The organism is Peribacillus sp. NPDC097264 (genome assembly GCF_050277925.1).
In the GTDB taxonomy this organism is placed as follows: Bacteria; Bacillota; Bacilli; order Bacillales; family DSM-1321; genus Peribacillus.
Genome location: NZ_JBNNSR010000004.1, coordinates 318924 through 340847, shown reverse-complemented (window position 1 = coordinate 340847; position 21924 = coordinate 318924). Strand labels below are relative to the sequence as shown.

Below are 21924 nucleotides of genomic sequence, written 5' to 3'. Positions count from 1 at the left end.
TTATAGCCCTCCCCATAGGGCCAGTGCTTTTTGAAGTGCCTCATCTTCCTCAGCCGCGATTGACAATGATTTTCCGGAAAGGACAGCTTCTACTGCGGAACGGAAGGCCTTAGCTCCGCCTTTTGCACCATCCGGATGACCATGGACGCCCCCACCAGCATTGATCACACTTTCTATCCCAAAATCCTTGATGAGATCTGGAACCATGCCAGGATGGATACCTGCCGATGGAACCGGGAAAGTCCTTTTCCAAGATGCTTCATTTCTCGTCAATCCTTCAGCAATCGCCAATGTCTCTGCTTTATCGAGTGCCACATTTCCGTATGGAGAGGGAAAGAGGGATAAATCTGCACCTGATATCCTCACCAGTTTTCCAAGGAGAAGCGGATAGCTGAGTCCATAAAATGAAGATGAAGCTAATGCTCCGCTATATGCCGGATGAGCCATGATCGGTAAGTTGATCCGGTCATTTTCGCGTAAAGCCTGTAGAACATCCAATCCATATGTATGAACATTAAATAACAAGGCATCTGCGCCGGCTTCGGCTGCCAGTTCAGCTTTATCCAATAGTTCTAGTGTTTTTCCTGACAGGTTCACAGCATATAAGGTTCGATGTCCCGTTGTCTCATAGATACCTTTCAAAATGGCCTTTCCGGTTTTGACTCTATTGATGAAAGGCGTCTGATCTTGGTCAAAAAGAATCTCATCGTCCTTGACAAGATCGACTCCTCCCAATGCCTGTTGCTCCAATTGTTCATTATGAAAGGCAAGGTCTCGACCTAACACACCTTTAAAAATACTCATCACTAGGGGGCGGTCAAACACATCAATTTTTTCCCTGATCCCACTAATTCCGAATCGAGGACCTGGAAAGGCTTTTTGAATATCGCCGACAAAGTCCAAATCCATCAATTTGATTTCCCCATCCAATGACAATTTACCAAATACTGTCGTCAAGATAGCCGGTAGATCATTAGAAAAATTACCTGCCGGGTAGGCAATCCTGATTGTTGAACGGTACACTTTTTGACCGAAATAGAGATTAACTCGCTCTTCTTCGGGAAGGGGTGTTACGGAAACTACCCTACCTTTATGTTTTTCCAGTTGCTGTTGCACCAAGTGAGGAAGTTCAGTCCATGTCCCTACAGTCAATCCTAAAGCAATGCCTTCTGCTTTTTTCTCATGCTCTCCTTTGAAGTCATGAAGTAAATACGTAGCGATTATTTCGCTCATCTGATCACTCCCAATACGTAAAAGTCATTCTTAAAGTTGTCATTGTTGGTCTTTCCTTTAACAAGCTTCTAACCATCTGCGAACAAAGTTGCACTCCAATTCTCTGTTAAAAATGTAAAAGCCCCTTCCTAAAGAAGAGGCTTTGAAAAAGCCATCTTCTTATCTCCCAGCTCTATAGCTGCAAGAATTAGCACCGTGCCTTACGGAATCAATAAAATGATCCGGCGGTATTATCTCCGCCCCATTTCACAATGGTATTACAGTCGGTTGCTGGGCTTCATCGGGCTAGTCCCTCCACCTGCTCAAAATAAGAAAATGCTATTATATTTTCGTTTATGTATCTTAACTAAAAATTTAGAATTCTTTTTTATATTCTTTCACGCAATTCATACTTTGTCAATAGGTATAATGTTCAAACTATTCAATATCTCACTGATTTTCTTTGAATATATTCAATGTACGAATTCTTTCTACCGCTTCTTGGAGTCTGTCTTCTGAAGTGAGAAGTCCCACCCTGACGTATCCTTCACCAAATTCACCGAAACCATTTCCTGGTGCAACTGCTACATGGGCATGTGCCAGTAAATGATCTGCAAAGCTCGCTGAAGTATATCCTTCAGGGACCTTTAGCCAAGCAAAGAAGGAAGCATCTGGAGCCTGTACATCCCATCCAATGGATCGTAACCCTTCGATAAATACATTTCGTCGTCCTTCGTACATGTTCACGAGTTCCTTCACACACTCTTGTGAATCCAGTAAGGCGCATGCCGTGGCTTCTTGTATTGCGGGAAAAAGGCTGACGTAAAGATGATCCTGCAATAATTCAAGCGATTCGATGACACTCTGGTTGCCAACCGCAAAGCCAACCCTCCACCCCGCCATGTTATATGTTTTAGAAAGGGTGTAAATTTCTATCCCCACTTCTTTTGATCCTTCTGCTTGAAGGAAGCTTACCGGTTTTTTCCCATCGAACCCAATTGCACCATATGCGAAATCATGGACCACACATATCGAGTGTTCTTTTGCCATGGAAACCGTTTCTTCGAAGAATTCTGCTGACGCCGATGCTCCTGTGGGATTATTGGGATAATTCAAGAACATCATCTTCGCTTTGTCAAAAACCTCTTTATCTATTTCCTTATAATCGGGAAGAAAATCATTTTCTTCGGTCAAGGGCATAATTTCCGTTTTAGCTTGGGCTAACGCTACACCTGACAGGTAATCTGGATAGCCCGGATCAGGCACTAAAATTGTATCGCCTGGATTCAACAAGCATTGCGGTAATTCGACTAGACCAGCCTTTCCACCGAAAAGAATCGCCACTTCCGTTTTAGGATCTAGCTTGACGCCATATTCACGTTCATAAAAGAGGGCCGCAGCTTCTTTTAAATAGGGAAGCCCCCTAAAAGGAGAATATTTATGATTCATGGAATTTCCTGCTGCTGTCTGCAGGCTCTTCACGATATGTTCAGGAGTCGGTTGGTCTGGATTTCCCTGCCCAAGATTAATGACATCCTTGCCTTCTGATGTTATGTTATTAACTTTTTCGACTAAAGAAGCAAAAAACTGCTTTGGAAGCTCTTGAAGAAGTCTGGATTTTTCGAATTGCACCATCTTTGCACCTTCTCTGAAATTTCTTGAAATTATAGTCACAAATGATATATGTTTATCTTAATCTTGTAAAGTACTTTTTTACATATGGAGGTTTTAAATGATGAAATGGAAAATCGCCTGTTTACAAATGGACATTGCCTTTGGACAGCCAGATATAAATTTCCAGGTGGCAAAACAATGGATTGAAAAAGCTGTACAGTCTAAACCGGACATCGTCATGCTGCCGGAACTATGGACAACCGGCTATGACTTAACGAGATTACATGAAATTGCAGACGAAGAAGCAGCACAAACCATTACCTTTCTAAAAGCCCTTGCAAAAAAACACCACATTAACATAATCGGTGGCTCGATTGCAAAGAAAACTAAGGAAGGCATCTATAACACAATGCTCATCATCGATAAAGAAGGCAAACTGGTTAAAGAATATGATAAACTCCATCTGTTTCAATTGATGGATGAACACCATTACTTACAACCTGGCAAAAAAGATGGCTTATTCTCCCTCGATGAAAAGATTTGCGCCGGATTCATTTGCTATGATATCCGTTTTCCAGAATGGCAACGGGCCCATACGGTACGAGGTGCGGAGGTTATCTTCGTGACCGCCGAGTGGCCAAAGCCTAGGCTCCATCATTGGAGGGCACTGTTAATCAGCAGGGCAATCGAAAATCAAGCATTCGTTGTGGCTGTGAATCGTTCCGGTTCTGACCGAAATAATCATTTTGCCGGACATTCCATCATCATCGACCCGTGGGGAGAAATCATTTGTGAGGCTGGTGAAGAAAAAGAACTTCTACTCGGCACCCTTGACTTAGAAAAAGTAGGAGAAGCAAGAAATAAAATACCCGTTTTCGAAGATCGGCGGCCCGAGTTTTATTAATTTACCATTGACAAACTATTTGAAATATTGATATCATTCATTCGAGATTAATTTTCTGAAAATAAATACAATACTCTTATCAAGAGCAGGCTGAGGGATAAAGGCCCTATGAAGCCCAGCAACCGACTGTAATACCATTGTGAAATGGGGCGGGAATTCCGCCGGATTATATCCACAGAGCACGGTGCCAAATCCACCAGAAAGAATTCTTTCTGGGAGATAAGAGGTTCGAAGTGAAGCTTCTGCCTCTTTCTATGGGAAAGGGGCTTTTTCATATTTTTTAATGTACTTGGAGGGATAACAATGACTCAACCATCAAATTTCAAGCTATTGACAAACGAAACGGCAATTGACCTAACGAAGAAACTTGGGTTACTGCATTCAGATGACTCATTACTATGTAATGAAATCGGTGACGGAAATTTAAATTATGTTTTTCACGTTACAAATCCCGTAACAAATAAAGGAGTCATCATCAAACAAGCAGTTCCTTACGCAAAGGTTCTTGGTGAAAGCTGGCCATTGACTTTAAAAAGATCGGCTATCGAAGCGAATGCATTAATTCAATTCAGAAGCTATTGTCCCGAACTTGTCCCACAAGTCTATTATTCTGATGAACAGCTTGCAATCACCGTCATGGAAGATTTATCACACTTGAAAATCGCCCGGACCGGATTAATTGAAGGAGATCATTTCCCTCTATTATCCAAACACATTGGTGAATTTGTTGCAAAGACCGCTTTTTATACGTCTGATTTTCATTTGGAACCGGCAGCGAAAAAAGAGGTTGCCCGGAACTTCACGAATCCAGAACTCTGCAAGATTACTGAGGTTTTCATTTTCACGGATCCTTTTTTGGAGGAACATCCAGGCGAGTTTGAGCTTGAGTTGCTGGAGGCTGCCAAGTCTATATGGAAAGATGCTGATTTAATACTGGAAGTGGCTAAGTTAAAACAAAGCTTCGAATCCGAGCAGGAGGCCCTTCTTCATGGCGATTTACATACGGGAAGTATATTTGCAAGTGATACAGAAACAAAGGTAATTGACCCTGAATTCGCTTTTTATGGTCCTGTTGGATTTGACCTTGGACAATACATGGCGAATCTCCTATTCCAGGCAGTAACACGCGAGGCCACTGGGAAGGAAGAAATCTTTACTCATCTTCAGGAATTTTGGAATACATTTGAAGAAACCTATACGAACCTGTGGAATTCTGAAAATAAAAGTCCTTACAGTAAGATCGAAGGTTATCTTCCATATGTACTCAACAAGTTTAAAGGTGATGCATATGGCTTTGCAGGATGTGAACTAATTCGAAGAACCATTGGCCTATCTCATGTTGCTGATTTAAATGGCATTGAGAATAAAGAAACTAGAATTACAGCTAAAACGGCTACCTTGAAAATCGGGGCCCATATAATCAAAAATCGGAAAGAACTGAATATTTCAGCAGTGATAGAAGCCGTAAAGCAATATACATTGCCTTCCTATTCAGCCCTATAAGGAGATATACATATGACAACTACAACGCCACTACCCTATTCCGTCCAATGGAATGATACCCATATTACCTTATTGAATCAACAGGCCTTGCCATCAAAAATAGAATTCATTGAACTTTTTACGGTTAAAGATGTATATGACAGCATCTTGACCTTGAAGGTCCGTGGTGCCCCCGCTATCGGGCTAACTGCAGCATTTGGCGTTGCTCTTGGTGCAATCCAGGAAAATACCACGGATTTATGGCAATTTAAACACAATGTCACGAAACATGTTACTACACTCGCTTCTTCAAGACCAACAGCGGTCAACCTTTTTTGGGCACTGAAAAGAATGGAGAATACTCTACAAGCAGCCAATAGCATAGCTTCAGCCAAAAGCGCTCTTGTTGCTGAAGCAAAAAAGCTATTTTCAGAGGATGTGGAGATGTGCCGAAAAATTGGTGAATACGGATTGTCTTTATTCAACGAGGGTGATTCTATTTTAACCCATTGTAATGCTGGGGGGATAGCCACTGCACGGTACGGAACTGCCCTCGCACCTTTCCACCTGGCCAAGGAAAGATCCTTTCCTATAAAGGTCTATGCCTGTGAAACGAGACCTGTCTTGCAAGGGGCACGACTCACCGCATGGGAACTTATGCAAGCTGGAGTGGACGTTACATTAATCTCGGATAATATGGCAGCCCACACCATTCATCATAAAAAAATCGAAGCCATTATAGTCGGAGCAGACCGTATTGCGGCAAACGGTGATACAGCCAATAAAATTGGTACATTGGGTTTGGCGATATTAGCTAAGCATTACGATATTCCTTTCTATGTAGCAGCACCATCAAGTACATTCGATTTATCTCTCGAGTCGGGTATCTCCATCCCAATCGAAGAAAGGAATGGGGATGAAATCACTTCTATACAAGGAGTCAGGATAGCACCAGAAAATGTGAAGACATTCAATCCTGCTTTTGACGTTACGCCCCATTCTCTTATTACAAGCATCATTACCGAAAATGGCATCATTTCACCTGATTACAGGAGTAATATCCCGCTTTTTGTAAAATGAAATTATTTATAAAGGATTGATCAAGGGGCTGTCCCAAAAGGTGTAATTACACACCGAAATTGAATAAATAGTAAAAGGCAGAAACGTTGATTTAACAACATTTCTACCTCTTTATTTTTGCGAAATTCACTGGAATAAGGACTTATTAGACAGCCCCTTCATTCTTTTCACGATTAACCTTGGAAACCCATTCAGTTGCTCCTGTTATATTTATTCTGACGAGGTTCTTTTTGATAGATATAATCGCAGAATTTAGTCAGAGTGGCATCTAGCCTTCTTTGATTTTTCTGCCGCTTTTCGGTAGTAATTATTCTTAGCCTTGTATGAAAGTTCATGTTCCTCAAGCAGGGTTTACCGCTCGTTTTCTTCAAATTCTACTTCATCATGGATACCCTTCCATTCCCCACCCATTGGTACTTCTTCCATGGTCACCTTATGGATTACACACACACCTAAGTCAAGCATACGAAAAACGGCCCATCAGCAATAAATGCTTGCTGATGGGCCGCTTGTTTTTATAAAAGATTATTTGATTTTCTTTTTCAATACTTCCACCGCTTTTTTCACTTGAGTATCATTTTTAAGGATTTTATCCCTAATGACTTCCATCAATTTAACGGTTGTATCGTCTTTAATGACACCTGTTTCTTTGATCTTATGATCCTTTTGGAATTCCTTGACCGCTACCTTTGTTTCTTCATCGAAATACTTATCCACTTTTCCTGGATTATACCCGGCTTCTTTCAGCATTTTCTCCGCTGCTTCTACTTCACTCGAGGAATCCGATACTTTCAATCCTTTATCAGGAGAGATATATGGAAGATTGGCATACTCGGGAAGCTTGACTTTTATATCCGGTTCAATCCCTTTTTTATGGATCCAATTGCCTTTCGGAGTCAGCCATTTTTGTGCTGTATACTTAAAGTTGGAACCATCATCAAAGTCTGCGGCTTTTTGCACGGTCCCTTTTCCGAATGATTTTACCCCTACAAGCTGAATACCCGCAGATTCACTAACAGCGGCGGCAACGATTTCAGATGCACTTGCACTTCCATCATCAATTAATACGACCACTGGTAGCTTCAACTCACCATTATTCTGGGATTTATAGACTTCTCTTTTTCCTTTTCGATCCTCGACCTGAAGGATGACTTCCCCATTCGGGATAAATAAGTTTGCCATCGCGATCGCTTGGTCAAGCAATCCACCCGGATTTCCACGTAAGTCCAATATTAGGCCTTTCATCTTTTCTTTATCCATGTCTTCAAGTGCCGTATTCAGCTCTTCCACCGTATGCTCAGAAAAACTTGTAACCTGCACTTTGGCAATCCCATCATCAAGCATCTCTGAATAAACCGTTTCAATCGGAATGGTATCACGCTTAATGGACAAAGTAATCGGTTCCTTTTCACCCGCCCTTGAAATGGCAAGCTCCACTTTTGTTCCCTTTTTCCCCCTGATTTTCAAGACAGCTTCCGAAGAACTTAAGCCATCAAGGCTTTTGCCATTGACACTTAGTATAATATCATTAGGCCGGACTCCGGCTTTTTCAGCTGGTGATCCTTTAATAGGGGAAACCACCATGATCTGTCCATCCTTCTCTTGGATTTCAGCACCTATTCCTTCAAAGGAAGAAGAGATGCTCTCATGGAAACTGGAGGCTTCTTTCTTATCCATATAAGAGGAGTAAGGATCATCCAACGATTCTATCATTCCATTTATAGCTCCATCCACGAGCGTGTTCTCATCGATTTCTTCATAATAATTATCTTTGATCGTATCATATGTAGAATATAACTTTTCAAATTCAGGATGATTACTCGGTGCAAGTGACTCTACTTTTTCATCGCCAAAGGTCAACGCGATTGTAGTTATCCCTGCTGTCAAAAATATGAGTAAGAAAATCCCCATAATAAACGTAAACTTTTTTATTTTCACAATTTTGCCTTCATCTTTGGGCTGTTGTTGATTTTCTTCTTCCACTGAAGCCTCACCACTTTCATTCTTCATGACAATATTAACTAATACATCCTATTTTATCAGCTTTCTAGCAAATCGGAAAACTTTAGTTATCAAATTTTTTGAATGATATGTAAGTGCCTACCATCTTGCTCCAATCCAGCTTTCTTATAGAGACCAATTCTTTATCCACATTCTATTTACGTGCAAAAATACGGACTCCGTGGAATAGAAGAAACTAAATATCTTAGTTTCTTCTATTCCTGGCTACCCGTAAATGATAACGTTTATAGTCAGTCTTGAATCGCTGCCTCTAAAGAAACCTCAATCATCTCATTGAATGTTGTTTGGCGCTCTTCGGAGGTTGTTTCCTCACCTGTTAAAAGATGGTCGGAAATCGTTAAAACGGATAATGCTTTACGACCAAACTTAGCAGCAAGTGTATATAATGCAGCCGATTCCATTTCTATAGCAAGGATTTGGTACTTGGCCCACTTTTCCAATTCACTATTATCATTATAGAATTGATCTGCGGTAAATACGTTTCCGACTTTCAATTGCAACCCTTTGTCCACCCCTGCATCATAAGCTTTTTTCAATAAATCAAAATCAGCAGTAGGAGCAAAATCAACGCCACCGAATGTCATGCGGTTCATTTGTGAATCTGTAGAGGCACTCATAGCCAGGATTACATCTCTGACCTTCACATCTTTTTGAATGGCACCAGCTGTCCCAACCCGGATAAGTTTTTGGACATTATAGCTATTCATCAATTCATTTACATAAATCGAAATCGAAGGGACACCCATTCCTGTACCTTGAACGGAAATGCGTTTTCCTTTATAAGTTCCTGTATACCCAAACATATTACGAACTTCATTGTATAATTTAGCATCCTCTAAAAACGTCTCAGCAATATATTTTGCACGTAACGGATCCCCAGGAAGCAAAACCGTTTCCGCAATTTCATTTTCTTTAGCACCAATATGTACGCTCATTCTTAAAATTCCCTCCTTGAAGTGGTTGAAATGACATTCCCAATTACTATAACATACCAACCCCATATTAGGAAAATAGAACTTCTTTATCTACTGCAGGAAGTAGGATATAACACTCTTTAAGTGATCGGTGGAACGCAGCAAAACGGCGGAAACCCGCCGTCTTTTTGGTTGATTTTTAAGGAGTAATGGCAAGAAAACTGCCCATTGATTGATGATACATCATTCATCGACTTCCTCATCAATAATGCATTTTTCAAGAAGGTATTCGAATGTGATGTCAGCAAGATCTTCAACTTCAGATTCTTTTGGAAGATAGCCCCGCTTTAATAATTCTTGGTAAAAGAATTCCGCTATCTCTTCAGTATCAATAAAAACCTCAATTTCTCGCAAATCATCGCCCCCTTAATTAAAGATGTATGAATGTATAGGTATAAATATGCCAGTAGGGCATTTTCTCTCAAAACTTACGCATATCCTACACTTTATTCGTTGATTCAATTTCTTAGAGATGAGTCTTCATCGGCTCGTGCTAAAGTGTATACATCCCTTTTCGAGACCTTTTATTTCGTATGCTCTTTTTTGTGACCTGGGTAAATTTCTTCCGCCGCCTTCTCAATTTTAGCAAGAGCTATTTTCATGATATGTTGATATTCATCATCGCCAAAGTGATGAAAAAGCTTACAATAATCATTATATAAATCCAACAGTCCATCAATCATTTCCATTTTTTCATTTTTTGTCATAGTCATATCTCGCTCACCTTTACCAGGGTTGTTTTGTTTAGCAATGATAGTAAGCTCGTTATTCTTATTAGAAAGGAGCAGCCCCAATTTTTGAATGATTGCATCTGCACGTTTGGCATCGGCTACTAAAGTCAATTCTTCTTCATGCGCTTCCAGCCATTCCCCATCGGAGATACGTGATAATTCATATATCACATCTTCCCAGGCATTCTCTTTATAGCGCCAAATCTCCGTTCGATAGCCAATTATCTTAAAATAATCATATTCATATCCATCGACCTGGACTAAATCACCGATAATATATTTATATTCGATATCGATTTGTTCCTGTTGATAAAGGATTTCTCCTTCGTATTCAGTTATAGACTGTAATGTCTTTTCAATATATAGGCCTTCGCTGTAATTTACTTCATACACATAAGAACCATCGAGATATTTTATATCGGTTATATTCCCGACTGTCCCATACATTATAATTACGACTGTATCGCCTAATTTGAATTTTGGCTGATTTTTCTTGCCCATAAGAGACATCCCCCAATATGGTCCTTATCGTTTGATAGTAAATTATATGCATGAACAAACAAGGTGGTTAATGGAAAAGAGGGGGCATTTGACTCATTTAGATAGGTTATGCGAGAAACTTTTATTATGGTAACCTATCAAAAAAATAGGGCAAGACAGGAAAACCGCCTCTTTAAATGAGACGGTTTGTTGTCGGAATCGTCAAGATCACTTCTGTACCTTGTCCATATTTACTTTCGATTTGAAATTTCCCTTTGAGTTCATCCATGATTTGGATGCAAGTTGCCACTCCCAAACCATTTCCTTTTAACTTTGTCGTATAAAAGGGCATCCCGATATTTTTTAAATTCTCAGGTTTAATCCCTTTTCCGTCGTCTCGGATTTTCAATTGTACATAATGAGGTGAAGTATCGACGGTCATTTCAATCTGCCCTTTTGACTCAAACGATTCGCAGGAATTATTCAGGACATTAAGGATAACCTGACGCAACCGGTTTTTATCGGAATAGGTATGTACGGGTTCTGTCAATGTATTAACGAGTGTGACATCTTTATATAGAGTAGAAGCCGAATAGACAACAACCAGTTCATCAAGGAATTCCTTCAGATCCAAATTCTCCATTTCAAGCTGGTGGGGTTTAGCTAAATCAAGGAGTTGTGTAACAAAAACGTTCACTCGATCTACTTCCCCAAGCATGACATCACTGTACTTTTCAATTAACTCTTTTTCATAATCCTGCTTCTTCAACAGTTGGAGAAAACCCCTGATGGTCGTCAATGGGTTCCTGATTTCATGCGCTACCCCTGCGGCCAGTTGTCCGACATATTTTAACTTTTCGGTACGGACGATTTCTCTTTCCCTATCCTTAATCGTATCCATCATCCTTAGAAACGCATGATTCAACTTCTCCATTTCTACAAAACTTCTTTTATCAGAGACCACGAACTCTTTTCCCTGGATAAAATCTTCCGTCACTTCCACTAGATTATGTACTGGTTTCACCAGAGATTTCGTAAGTAAATAGACGCCTAGAATGATGGACATAAATACAATGGTGTATATAGAAAGATAGCGGGATAAAAGATCATTTAACGGCTGATATACTTGTTTTTTGTCAGCTCCCACTACCACAAACCATTTATTTTCCGTTTGAGCTATCGGTTGAACGTATTGAATGGAATATATCTTTTCTCCATTTTCTGCACTATATAAATTATTGGAATTAGCGGATTCCAATAACTTTTCTTTTGTAAGGCCCATATCTTCCAATGTCGTATTAGAACTCTCATGAATGCCATTCGGGTCTTTTTTTGAAATCATAATGCCATCCTGATTGATCATATAAAAATTCACAGGGTACTTTTCACTAATGTCATTGGCCTTTTTCTCCATCATATCCCAAAGGCCTGATATCCGAAAGGCCGGGGACACAACACCGATCATTTTCCCTTTATTATCATTTACCGGTGCACTTAAGGCTATAATAGGTTCAGCAAATGCTTTCGTTTTATATACATCCGATAGGAATTCATGCCCCTTTAGCCCTTCTTGAAACCATATTCTATTAGCTAAGCTTGTTCCGACCATTTTATTTGAGGTATCAGCCATGACAGTACCTTCCAAATCTAAATATACGGCACCAAAGTATTCACCTTTTGCTTCTGTGAATCTTTTCAATTCATCGGTCTTCTCCTCTTTAGAAGAATCAGGATTGATCAATACCGTATTCGTACTCATTAAGTTAACATCACTAATCCGTTCATTTAAATAACTGTACATTTCATTTACCATATTAAGTGAACCTGAATTCAATGTACTCTTCGCTTCTTTAGCTAGCAAGGAGCGTTGTGATTCATAAGAAATGATTCCCAATATCAAAACGGGTAAGCTCGATATAATTAAAGAATAAAACAAAATTCGGGCTTGAAGGCTTCTAAACATCCTTCGGCTCCCCCTATTCCTGTATCTATAGCAGTCCTTCTTCTATTTGGACATATTGATCCCATAATCGATCGAATATAGTCATACTATCTAAATAGTCTCCATTTAACTCCAAGTAACTGCTCACTTCATGATAATTATCCGATTGCTTTGGAAAACTGTGATCTTCGTATGCATGGTTTGCGAATTTTGTAAATTCATCAATTTCCTTCGGCTGTCGATATTTCATTAAAAATAAGTAAAACGGTCTCATGTCGAGCCCCCTTATCAAAATACTATGATTTAAATCTTAATATATCGGAAACTAACGCTTACGTCTACACCTATACAAGTCTTGATTGTTAATTACCCTTTCAACTATAAATTCCATCTAGATACTTTACCACGAATTTTGTGTATATAGAGTAAATCTTCAGGCGCTGATAAATGTTTTATTATCCAGCTGGTTACCCCTCCAATTTTTCATAATTTAACTAAAAGTTCATTTTCAGTTCATTTAGTTACATTACAATGAAATAGAAAGTGATGACGAGCTTAAATGTGATGTCCGCATTTCACATTGCAGCTCTAAACTATAAGGGGGAAATAATTAAATGAATTCTTTTTTACGCCCAATAACTGATTGGGTTTCAACTAAGAAAGGTATGTGGATTACAATTGTCACATGGCTGGTCTTAATGATTGGGTTAAGTGCCGGTCCGGCAGTAAGTGATTACAAAGTGACAAACTTTCAATCCTTACCCGACGATGCACAATCCATTATTGCAAATGAAAAATTAGAAAAATACTTCCCTAATGATCAAGGGACGCCTGGTATTCTTACCTTTCAAAACGAAAATGGTAAGGTGAACTTAGAAGAAGTTACAAGCATTATGAATAAAATCATCGGTGCTAAAATTGAGGGTGTCGATGAAATCGTCAATATCTCTCAATTACCGCCAGAAGCAATCGAAGGGTTCAAGTCAGATGACCAGTCTACGATCATCATTCCAATGACTTTAGACCCTGGTCTTGATAGCCGCCAAATTGGCGAAACCGTAGATGCTATGGCTGAGGTTGGAAATGGCGCTACAGAGGGTATGTCTGAAACTTCCTTCCGTATTACTGGTCCTGCAGGAATTGCTGGAGATACGCTTAAGTTGTTCGAACAAGCAGATTTCGTGTTACTATTTACCACAATAGTGATTATTTTAATCCTGCTCATCGTTATTTACCGTTCTCCATTATTGGCTTTTATCCCACTATTAGCAACAGTAATCGTATACCAAGTAGTGAATCAAACACTCGGATTAATGGGTGCTGGTGGACTTGAAATCAACAATTCAACTACATCGATAATGAGTATTTTGCTGTTCGCGGCCGTGATTGACTATTCATTATTCATATTCTCTCGCTTCCGAGAAGAACTGAACCACCATGAGACCAAATATGAGGCAATGAAACATGCGATGCGTGCTACAGGATTGCCAGTATTCTTAGCAGGCGGAACAGTACTCGCCGCAATGCTAGTATTATTCTTTGCAAACTTCCGTGATTATCAAAACTTTGCGCCAATTTTTGGAACGACAATGTTTGTCATCATGTTAGCATCCATTACACTTGTCCCAGCGCTGTTCACCCTATTCGGGCGTAAAGCCTTCTGGCCGAAAGTACCGAAGTTTGGTGAAACGAAAGAAGTGAAACATCGCTTCTGGGGACCCGTTGCAAAATTCGTTATAAATAAACCAGGCCTTTCTGGCGGGGTTATCGCCATTTTAATGGTTGTGTCAGCGTTAAATGTATTTAACCTTGATTTTGAATTTGATACAGTGAAATCATTCCCAAAAGATTTACCTTCACGTGAAGGCTACGAAATCGTCGAAGCGAAATACGACAAAGGTGAATTGGCTCCAACATCCATTTTATTCGAAGGAAAAGAAACGTTATCAGAAAAACAGATCGAAGCATTACGGACAACGCTCGAATCTGAAAAAGATGTTACATCAGTTCGACTAACAAATGTATCTGACGACGCGAAAGTAGTAAAATATAGTATGACGCTTGACCTTAACCCTTATTCTGTCGAAGCAATCGATATGATGAAGGAGTTAATTGAAAACGATGATGAAATCCTAAGTAAAGCAGATATATCCGGTGAAGTGTATTTTGGTGGAATTACTCCGAAACTTGTTGACGAGCGTGATGTCAATAATCGTGACATTTGGGTGATCGTCCTACTAGAAACATTATTAATTTTAATCCTCCTATTCGTGTTAACGAAGTCAGTAAAAATGTCGGTTTATATGATGGCCACCATTTTACTTTCATTCTTGGCGGCATTAGGATTAGGTCTGTTCCTCATTGATGTTCTGTTCGGTTATGAAGCAGTAAGTACACGTGTACCTGTTTATGCGTTTATCTTCTTAGTCGCTCTCGGGATAGACTATAACATTATTTTAATATCCCGTTTCTTAGAAGAACGCAAAACAAAAAAAGTGAAACAGGCTTTGGAAATCGCTATTCGGAATACAGGTGGGGTCATTTCATCTGCTGGTTTAATTTTGGCAGCCACCTTTGCGGCATTGACTACGATGCCAATAGCCGATTTATTCGTCTTTGGATTCATCGTTGCCATCGGTATTTTAATGGATACATTCTTAGTGCGTGGAATGCTATTGCCCGCATTAATATTATTCTTTGAGAAAGATAAGAAATAAAAGAAAAAACAAATATACAAGCCATACGCAGAGACTTCAACATGTCTCTGCGTTCTTACCTGTTTACATGCATGTAAGTATAGATTTCATGAAAGCGAACCCATGTACATATAAAGCAAAAAATGGTTTGAGGTGATTGTATTGAAAATAATGGTTTGTGATGACGACAAACATATATTACAGCTGGTAAGTATTCATTTAATGCGGGAAGGATATGATGTCATAAAAGCTAATGATGCGAAAGAGGCGCTTTACTTATTAGAAGAAGTAGTTCCTGACTTAGCCGTAGTTGATGTGATGATGCCCGGGATGGATGGCATTGAGTTGACAAAAATACTCAACCAAGATTATAAAATTCCTGTTCTACTGTTAACGGCAAAAGATCAATTAGAAGATAAAACGAGAGGGTTTCTAGCAGGTTCCGAAGATTATGTAGTAAAGCCCTTTGAACCTAAAGAGTTACTATTTCGGATTGCCGTCATCCTTAGAAGATTTGATAAGGACAGCCAAAATATCATTCGGATCGGTAATGTGACGATTAATCGTAAAATTTTTGAAGTGTCAACCGAATCAGAAACACTGATCATGCCCTTAAAAGAATTTGAATTGCTATCATTACTTGCAAATCGGCCCAATTATGTCATCGAGCGATTTACCATCATGGAACAAATATGGGGACATGATTATGAAGGTGACGGCCTGACCCTTAATACACATATCAAACGCCTGAGAAACCGATTGGATCGTCTAGGGGCTAATATTGAAATAAACACAATCCGTGGTTTAGGATATAAATTAGAGGTTCAACATTCATGAAAACCTTGTATCAACAGTTCATTATCACTACGTTAAGCCTTATGCTATTCAGTACAATTGTCGGCTTTTTTTTAACAAACACGTATTACCATGTGGTTACTAAGGAACAAAATGATGAAAAGAATGTCGCCATAGCACAAAATATTACACGATATATCGAGAGTACGCCTGATTTGGATTTAGAACATTATTTATCGACACTTGGCGATATAGGGTATCAATTTTATGTTGTCGGGGAATCTGGTTATTCTCAGTTCTTTGGAGGGGCATTTAAAACGTCAGAATTACCCCCTTCCGCCAAAGAAACGGTATTTAAAGGAAATATCTTTCATGGTATGGAGAACTATCCAAATCAGTCATTCATGACAGGTTTTTTTACGAATAAAATTATCAATACTGTCGGTGTCCCCTTTATATATAATGGCGAACAGTATGGGGTCTTCCTTCGGCCCAATATTGGCTTATTATTTTCTGAAGTGCATACAATATTGGCTTGTTTGATCATATCCATGGCGATAATCAGCCTGATTGGAATGCTATTTGTTGCGAAACAATTAATACGACCCATTACACAATTAACGGAAGCCACTAAACAAATATCAAAAGAAAATTATGACCTTCTACTGAAGGTTAAACGACGCGATGAAATTGGACAGCTTGCATCAAGTTTCAATCAAATGACGAAGCAATTACAGGAAACAGATCGATCAAGAAAAGAATTCATAAGCAATGTTTCTCATGATTTCCAATCGCCGTTATTAAATATCCAAGGATATTCTGAACTATTGAAGTCACCCAGCATTACAGAAGAAGATCGCCTAACATACACATCGATTATCGAGACAGAGACTAAGCGATTATCTCTCTTAACTAAGCAATTACTACTGCTAACCTTTTTAGACCAGCCTACACGTGCATTAAAACGCTCCTCATTTGCATTGGATGAACAACTTAAGACGCTGATTCAAAAATATTTGTGGCTCATTGAAGATTCGGGCATCGAACTATATTATAAAATTGCACCAATCCGTTTCAATGGTGATGAAGGTCTATTGGAAACTGTCTGGGATAATTTACTTACAAATGCTTTAAAGTACAATAAACCGAACGGTTCCATTAAAATTATCGTTGAAGAAACAAACGATGATGTTTTCATTCAATTTCGAGATACCGGTATGGGGATTAAAGAAGAAGAACTTTCTCATTTGTTCGAACGTTTTTACCGAGCGGACGCTTCTAGGACAAAAGAAGGCACTGGTCTGGGACTGGCAATTGTCAAAGAGGTAGTGGATTTCCATCGTGGCAGCATACGTGTTTCAAGTCAATTCGGAAAAGGAACATGTTTTTTCATCACTTTGCCTAAACTATAAATAGGCTAACTACGCACCTAGATCAACATATACCTAAAGCCACCAGGATTAAGATATGGTGGCTTTAACTATAATAATCCATCCTTTTGAACATTCGTACACCCTCCCTTCCGCGTTACTAACCAACTAAAGTCAAAATAAAAACGAATGTGGAAAAGTTTTTCTAAACTTATAAAATAAGGAAAGTAGCTTATTCTAGTCTAAGCCTATTAATTATTACATGGAACTTGCTGCAGAAGAGATCGTCGGACATTAGTGTGAAAGAGTTATAGTGGACAATATTAGGGGCTTTTTCTGCAGAAAACCTCAGCTATTCTTGCACTTATAATCAGTCCGTTTAGCCGATTTTATCTAGGTTCAATTCAAAAAAACATCTATCCAATCCCGAGGATCGGATAAATGTTTTATCAAAAATCATAGTTTTTATTTTTTATAGAATTCGCTCCTCCTAAGAAAAGTCAAAATAATTCCGTTTCAGCATTCGCTTCATCTTTAATAGTTCCTCATACGTAGTCTGCTTATCTAGCTGTTTCGTATCAATTAAAAACAGCTGGTCTTCAATTTCTTTCACGATTTCATCACGTTGAAAAAGGGCGTTACAATTTTCACAATAGGATGATGGCGTTTCGGTAATCTCAACAGCCCTCGTTCCATCAGGTAATTCCCAATAAACTGTACCTTTTATGGAAGAGAGTTTTCCTGTTTCACACCACGGACATACTTCCATTTTACTCCCCTTCTTCCTTTTCGCTTTGTGGAGCTATATTTTTTATCTGCTGTGCCTGAAATTTTTTTTCTTTTAGCTGGTCACGTTTTTCGCGTTGGTTTTTTAAAGAGGCATGTTCTGGGTTGGTATGGTACTTTTCACGACGGTTCATCCGTTTCAGGCCTTCAGGTACTAAATTAAATTGTTTGTCGTTCATAAGACCCGCTATCCCTGAATCTGACTGTTTTGCTTCAACATCGGGATAAATCCCCTTGAAATAATCATCGGCAAGTCCCGGTGTGTACTGCTCCGGTTCCGGATAGGTCGTGATTACACCTTCGAAATTCCGTAGGACTGTCTTCGTCGGGGATTGAGACAGGATGTAATTTGGCTGTAAAGTGATTTTCCCTCCGCCTCCAGGTGCATCAACAACGAATGTAGGTACTGCATAACCGGATGTATGACCCCGTAAGCCTTCGATGATCTCGATTCCTTTAGATATCGGGGCCCGAAAATGACCAATTCCTTCTGACAAATCGCATTGATAAATATAGTAAGGGCGTACACGGATTTTGACAAGGTCATGCATTAGCTTCTTCATGATAGGGACACTATCGTTAATGCCCGCTAAGATTACAGCTTGGTTTCCGACTGGCACACCCGCATCCGCGAGCATCTCACACGCTTTCTTCGACTCTTCCGTAATTTCTATCGACGTATTGAAATGCGTATTTAACCAAACCGGGTGATATTTTTTTAGAATATTACACAGGTTTTCAGTGATACGCTGAGGAAAAACCACTGGAGCCCGTGTACCGATTCTAATTATTTCAACATGGGGAATGTCTCGCAAATTCTTCAAGATATATTCGAGGATGGTATCGTTGATCAATAATCCATCACCACCGGAAATTAGCACATCCCTGACCGCTGGTGTATCCCGAATATAGCCGATTGCTGCATCTAATTGTTTCTTTGGAACGCCCATGCCAATTTGACCTGAAAAACGCCTTCTCGTACAATATCGGCAATACATCGAGCACTGGTTCGTCACCAGGAAAAGCACACGGTCGGGATACCGGTGAGTCAATCCCGGTACGGGTGAATCCTCATCTTCATGTAGTGGATCCTCCATATCATACTTAGTTTTATGCATTTCTTCCGATATGGGCACGGATTGCATCCTTATTGGACACCTAGGGTCCTCTTTATTCATAAGTGACGCATAATAGGGGGTAATGTTTAAGGGAATCGTTTTGGTGGAGATTCGCACCCCTTCCTCTTCGTCTGGAGTAAGGTCGATTACTTTCTTCAAATCATCCACAGTTCTTATTGTATTTGTCAATTGCCACAACCAATTGTTCCATTGTTCATCAGTTACATCTTTCCATAACTCTATATCTTTCCAATGACGATCTGGTTTATATAAATCAAATAACATAGCCATACCTCCTAAGTCTTGATAGTAGTATTTAATGCAAGAAGGGTGCCAAAATTGCCCAAAAACTAAATATGAACGCTAAAAAATCCGGTTATATACGATATACCGGATTTTTTAGCGTTCAAGTATGTTTCTTGATTTTATATTGGAGGGTCTGCCTCGGGATGTCCAATAGCTTTGAAGCTTGAAAGACATTTCCTTCGGTTTGCAAAAGTGCCTCTGATATAAGTTTTGTTTCCATTTCCTTCATGGCTTCCCGCAGCGGCAATACCTTCTCTTTAGGAACTGTGCTCTTTTTTAAAAATGGGGGCAAGTCACCCGCTGTCAAGACTTCACTTTCGGCATGTATCATCATGAACTCAATCGTATGCTTGAGTTCCCTTACGTTACCTGGCCAATGATAGGCATGTAGGATTCCCTTGGTCTCTTCATCGATTCCTTTTACGGAGCGATTCATCTTCTCGTTAAAGTTTATAATAAAATGCTCCGTAAGCAATAAAATATCCTCTGGACGCTCTCTTAGCGGCGGTAGCTCATAGCTCAAAACATGTAAGCGATAAAATAAATCCTCACGGAGCTTTTTCTCCGTGACAGCCGTCTTCGGGTTTACATTCATCGCAGTCATGATCCTGACATCTACCTGAATGCTTTTTGCCGCCCCTATCCTCCTAACGGCCCCATCCTCAAGTACACGAAGCAGCTTCGCCTGTAAATCAATGGGCATCGATTGCAGTTCATCAAGAAATAGAGTCCCTCCATTCGCCAGCTCAAATAATCCCTGGCGTTCGACAGCTCCCGTGTAACTACCTTTCGAAGTCCCAAATAAAAGCGAGTCCAATAAATTTTCAGGGAGTGCCGCACAATTTTGTGCAATGAAGGGCTTTTTTCGCCTATTGGAGTTGTGATGTATACTTTGGATGAAAAGTTCCTTTCCGACACCACTTTCACCATAAACTAAAACCGAAGACGATGACCGGGCAGCCTTTTTCCCTTGTGCAATCAACTTTTCAAATGGTGGATCTTGGGTTAGAATATCAGCAAAAGTGTATAACGTACCATTCGTGGCTACTTTTTTTTCTTTACTTGTCGTCGTTTTAAGAGAGCTTTCCAAGTCTGCTAAGCGTTCCGATAATTGTTTCAGGCTAGAATAATCTTTCGCAATTTCGATTGCCCCCATTATGAAACCGTCTACATATATAGGCAGGGTTGTATTGAAGGTCTCAATGATTCGACCATGTGCATTTACATAAGATTGTCTATGATGGTAGATGGGCTTTTCGGATTGGATGACACGCAGCAAGGTCGAAGATTTATGATTTAAGGACGGAAACGCTTCAAGCAGTGGTTTTCCAAGCACTTCCTCTACCTTCATTCCATCATGGTTGGCCGCCACTTCATTATAAAAGATCGTTTGACCTTTTGGATTGATTACATGAATTCCCTCATCAATGCTTGCCAGAATCGCTTCTAAGACCTGATTTGTATTAAAACATTCACTGATCAATGTCTTCCCCCTCTCTCACATTCCTTCCATCATATATATGAAGTAGTGCCGAAAACTTGTCATATGCATGCCCGAAAATGGGCATTCATGTATAGTTCTTCACCCATAAGTTCATATCCTCCAATTTATCGAAAATGAAGCAGTTATTGGCTAATCTACCCCTGTAATAATAGCCTTGCTGATGCAATGCTGCATTCATTCCGAATGATAGCGCCCTTGCGATAGAATAGATACAATAAATGTCATGTGAGACGAGGTGACTTTCAAGCTTCTCAATCAAGTGCTTCATTAATCCATACTGCCGATGATCGGGCAGTGTTGCACAATCCGTTATTTCCGCATTACGGTAGAAGTCATTTATTTCAGCGGATGCCGCACTGACGATTACTCCATCATGTTCGTATATGTAAAAGACCGTCCCGCTGTTCATGCATTTCCTCACATATTCTGGTTCATTCATTGGGGTTGGGTAAATTTCAAATACTTTTCCGTACAATTCAGCAAGCTTCACGGCATCTATTTCCTCCGCCTTCCTTCCTATATAGGTTGATGGGAGGGCCTCTAGCTCTACTTTTGTTGGAAGTTTCTGTACATTTTCTAGAATTTCATCCTCCTTGATCCAATGAGAACTGGCCCTTCGCTGATCTTGGGTATATTTAACAAGGAAGTGGCAATCACTTCCTAAAAAGAACTTATCGATACTTCCCTCATATAAAAAACCTTTGCTCAGCAGCTCCAGTACATTTTCCGTTCGTGCCTTGAATATGATTTTCTCCGCTGATATATTATCAGCTGCTTTCAAAGATTCTTCGACGCAATCTTGAAAATGGCCCAAATAGTCTTCGACCCGTACGCGCTTATTAAAACGATCCATCATTATGTGTAGTGTAGAATGGGACAATTGAATTCTTTTTTCAACAATATCCATT

At 39.7% G+C, this 21924-nt stretch carries 18 protein-coding genes and 2 riboswitches; of the genes, 6 read left to right on the top strand and 12 right to left on the bottom strand.

Features of this window, described 5'->3' with window-relative positions; translation table 11 throughout:
* Positions 1-1233 (bottom strand): 2,3-diketo-5-methylthiopentyl-1-phosphate enolase, encoded by a 1233-nt coding sequence (gene mtnW / locus ACQKL0_RS08760; protein WP_427687012.1) that lies wholly within the window; start codon positions 1231-1233, stop codon positions 1-3.
* Positions 1234-1389: 156 nt separating this feature from the next.
* Positions 1390-1547: riboswitch (SAM riboswitch) on the bottom strand.
* 115 nt (positions 1548-1662) lie between these two features.
* Positions 1663-2847 (bottom strand): pyridoxal phosphate-dependent aminotransferase, encoded by a 1185-nt coding sequence (locus ACQKL0_RS08755; RefSeq protein ID WP_402868943.1) that lies wholly within the window; start codon positions 2845-2847, stop codon positions 1663-1665.
* A 100-nt stretch (positions 2848-2947) separates the two neighbouring features.
* On the opposite strand from ACQKL0_RS08755, the gene ACQKL0_RS08750 reads away from it, so the two are divergent.
* The 3 genes from ACQKL0_RS08750 (at position 2948) to mtnA (ending at position 6292) form a co-directional block, all read left to right on the top strand.
* Positions 2948-3730, top strand: a complete 783-nt coding sequence (locus ACQKL0_RS08750) for a carbon-nitrogen family hydrolase (RefSeq protein WP_427591792.1) — start codon at positions 2948-2950, stop codon at positions 3728-3730.
* A 73-nt stretch (positions 3731-3803) separates the two neighbouring features.
* Positions 3804-3956, top strand: a riboswitch (SAM riboswitch).
* A gap of 71 nt (positions 3957-4027) precedes the next feature.
* Positions 4028-5233, top strand: a complete 1206-nt coding sequence (gene mtnK, locus ACQKL0_RS08745) for an S-methyl-5-thioribose kinase (RefSeq protein ID WP_402988807.1) — start codon at positions 4028-4030, stop codon at positions 5231-5233.
* Between the two features lie 12 nt (positions 5234-5245).
* Entirely contained in the window at positions 5246-6292 is a 1047-nt protein-coding gene (gene mtnA / locus ACQKL0_RS08740) for an S-methyl-5-thioribose-1-phosphate isomerase (protein ID WP_402988218.1), read from the top strand.
* A 525-nt stretch (positions 6293-6817) separates the two neighbouring features.
* Here mtnA and ACQKL0_RS08735 read toward each other — a convergent pair.
* The 6 genes from ACQKL0_RS08735 to ACQKL0_RS08710 form a co-directional block, all read right to left on the bottom strand.
* Positions 6818-8302 (bottom strand): S41 family peptidase, encoded by a 1485-nt coding sequence (locus tag ACQKL0_RS08735; RefSeq protein WP_402868947.1) that lies wholly within the window; start codon positions 8300-8302, stop codon positions 6818-6820.
* Positions 8303-8544: 242 nt separating this feature from the next.
* Entirely contained in the window at positions 8545-9249 is a 705-nt protein-coding gene (gene deoD, locus ACQKL0_RS08730) for a purine-nucleoside phosphorylase (RefSeq protein ID WP_402868949.1), read from the bottom strand.
* A 222-nt stretch (positions 9250-9471) separates the two neighbouring features.
* On the bottom strand, positions 9472-9642 hold the full coding sequence (locus tag ACQKL0_RS08725; protein WP_402868951.1) for a YozD family protein: 171 nt from the start codon (positions 9640-9642) through the stop codon (positions 9472-9474).
* 170 nt (positions 9643-9812) lie between these two features.
* Entirely contained in the window at positions 9813-10520 is a 708-nt protein-coding gene (locus ACQKL0_RS08720; protein ID WP_427687010.1) for a hypothetical protein, read from the bottom strand.
* A 172-nt stretch (positions 10521-10692) separates the two neighbouring features.
* Positions 10693-12462 carry an ATP-binding protein gene (locus ACQKL0_RS08715; protein ID WP_402956826.1) on the bottom strand — a complete coding sequence of 590 codons (1770 nt, stop codon included), beginning with the start codon at positions 12460-12462 and terminating at the stop codon, positions 10693-10695.
* 25 nt (positions 12463-12487) lie between these two features.
* Positions 12488-12715: a YozE family protein gene (locus ACQKL0_RS08710; protein ID WP_427687008.1), complete on the bottom strand. Its 228-nt coding sequence runs from the start codon at positions 12713-12715 to the stop codon at positions 12488-12490.
* Between the two features lie 340 nt (positions 12716-13055).
* On the opposite strand from ACQKL0_RS08710, the gene ACQKL0_RS08705 reads away from it, so the two are divergent.
* The 3 genes from ACQKL0_RS08705 to ACQKL0_RS08695 all read left to right on the top strand — a co-directional run bounded on the left by ACQKL0_RS08705 (position 13056) and on the right by ACQKL0_RS08695 (position 17344).
* A complete protein-coding gene (locus ACQKL0_RS08705; RefSeq protein WP_427687006.1) occupies positions 13056-15158 on the top strand; it encodes an MMPL family transporter in 2103 nt (700 codons plus the stop codon).
* A gap of 141 nt (positions 15159-15299) precedes the next feature.
* A complete protein-coding gene (locus ACQKL0_RS08700; RefSeq protein ID WP_402868959.1) occupies positions 15300-15974 on the top strand; it encodes a response regulator transcription factor in 675 nt (224 codons plus the stop codon).
* The gene (locus ACQKL0_RS08695) at positions 15971-17344 is read left to right on the top strand and encodes a HAMP domain-containing sensor histidine kinase (RefSeq protein WP_427687005.1); all 1374 of its coding nucleotides are present in this window, start codon (positions 15971-15973) and stop codon (positions 17342-17344) included. The genes ACQKL0_RS08700 and ACQKL0_RS08695 overlap by 4 nt, the downstream gene beginning before the upstream one ends.
* A gap of 448 nt (positions 17345-17792) precedes the next feature.
* On the opposite strand, the gene ACQKL0_RS08690 is transcribed toward ACQKL0_RS08695, so the two are convergent.
* From ACQKL0_RS08690 to ablB, 4 genes are all read right to left on the bottom strand, one after another.
* Positions 17793-18071: a YokU family protein gene (locus tag ACQKL0_RS08690; protein WP_402868964.1), complete on the bottom strand. Its 279-nt coding sequence runs from the start codon at positions 18069-18071 to the stop codon at positions 17793-17795.
* 1 nt (position 18072) lies between these two features.
* Positions 18073-19491: a lysine 2,3-aminomutase gene (ablA, locus tag ACQKL0_RS08685; RefSeq protein WP_402956818.1), complete on the bottom strand. Its 1419-nt coding sequence runs from the start codon at positions 19489-19491 to the stop codon at positions 18073-18075.
* Positions 19492-19612: 121 nt separating this feature from the next.
* Positions 19613-20995, bottom strand: coding sequence for a sigma-54 interaction domain-containing protein (locus ACQKL0_RS08680; protein WP_427687002.1), 1383 nt, complete (start codon positions 20993-20995; stop codon positions 19613-19615).
* A gap of 85 nt (positions 20996-21080) precedes the next feature.
* The gene (gene ablB / locus ACQKL0_RS08675) at positions 21081-21923 is read right to left on the bottom strand and encodes a putative beta-lysine N-acetyltransferase (protein WP_427687000.1); all 843 of its coding nucleotides are present in this window, start codon (positions 21921-21923) and stop codon (positions 21081-21083) included.
* Position 21924: the final 1 nt, after the last annotated feature.